This window comes from Mycolicibacter engbaekii (genome assembly GCF_002101585.1).
GTDB lineage: Bacteria > Actinomycetota > Actinomycetes > Mycobacteriales > Mycobacteriaceae > Mycobacterium > Mycobacterium engbaekii.
On record NZ_LQOT01000058.1, the window covers coordinates 1 to 1,565 of the forward strand.

The 1,565-nt window shown below is 64.2% G+C and carries 1 protein-coding gene; it reads left to right on the top strand.

Annotated elements, in window-relative coordinates:
• Window positions 1–9: 9 nt before the first annotated feature.
• On the top strand, window positions 10–1,565 hold a 1,556-nt coding region (locus AWC02_RS15455; RefSeq protein ID WP_133055657.1), incomplete at its 3' end, for a type I polyketide synthase.

Sequence of the window (1,565 nt, forward strand, 5' to 3'; positions counted from 1 at the left end):
GAGGTTGAGTTGAGCGAGAAGAGTGCTGCGTCGGTGGGGGGTCCGGATCGTCGGGCGATTGTTGCTGAGGCGCTGCGCAAGATTGATGATCTGACGGCGCGGTTGGCGGTTGCCGAGGCGGGGGACAGCGAGCCGATCGCGGTGGTGGGGTTGGGGTGTCGTCTGCCGGGTGGGGTGGATGGTCCGGCGGCGTTGTGGCAGTTGTTGTGTGACGAGGGTTCGGGGATTGTTGGGGTTCCGGCGGATCGCTGGGATGCTGATGCGTTGTTTTCGTCGGATCATTCGGTGCCGGGGACGATTTGTTCTCGTGAGGGCGGGTTTTTGTCGGGGTGGCATCCGTCGGAGTTTGACGCGGAGTTTTTTGGTATTTCGCCGCGTGAGGCTGATGCGATGGATCCGCAGCAGCGGTTGTTGATGGAGGTGACCTGGGAGGCGTTGGAGCATGCCGGGATCACTCGGGAGGCGATTCGCGGTACGGCGACCGGTGTGTTTGTGGGTGTGACGACCAGTGATTATGCGGTGTTGGCTGCGGAGCGGTTGGGGCCGCGTGATGCTGATCCGTATTTTTCGTTCGGTAATGCGCCGAATTTTGCGGCGGGTCGGTTGTCGTATTTCTTGGGTGTGCATGGTCCGGCGTTGATGGTGGATACGGCGTGTTCGTCGTCGTTGGTGACGATTCATTTGGCGTGTGCGAGTTTGCGGCGTCGGGAGTCGGATCAGGCGTTGGCTGCCGGGGTGAATTTGATTTTGGCTCCGCAGAACAGTATTGCGACGTCGCGGTGGGGGATGTTGGCGCCCGATGGGCGGTGCAAGACTTTTGATGCCGCTGCCGATGGGTATGTGCGGTCTGAGGGCGCTGGGGTGGTGGTGCTCAAGCGGTTGTCGGATGCCCAGCGTGATGGTGATCGGGTTTTGGCGGTGGTGCGGGGTTCGGCGGTGAATCAGGATGGGCCGTCGAGTGGTCAGACGGTGCCGTCGGGTCCGGCGCAGCAGAAGGTGGTGCGGGCTGCGTTGGCGGCGGCGCGGTTGGAGCCCGGTGATATCGACTATGTCGAGGCGCATGGGACGGGGACTGCGTTGGGTGATCCGATTGAGTTGGATGCGTTGGCGGCGGTGTTTGGGGAGCGGGGTTCGTCGGCGCCGTTGGTGTTGGGGTCGGTGAAGACCAATGTGGGGCATCTGGAGTCGGCTTCGGGTGTGGCGGGGTTCATCAAGACGGTGTTGTCGGTGCAGCGGGGGTTCATTCCGCGGCATCTGAATTTTTCGGAGTTGACGCCGAATGCGGGTGTGGGGGCGTCGAGGTTTGAGGTTGCCGGGCAGGCGAGGGCGTGGCCTGCGGTGTCGCGTCCGCGGCGGGCGGGGGTGTCGTCGTTTGGGGTGTCGGGCACTAATGCGCATGTGATTGTGGAGCAGGCTCCGCAGGGGTCGGGGTGTGTTGGTGGGGAGTCGGTGGTTTCGGGGCCGGTGACGACGTTGGTGGTCTCGGGTAAGTCGCCGGCGCGGATCGCGGCGACCGCGGGGGTGCTGGCGCAGTGGCTGGCCACCGACGGCGCCGACGCCACCCT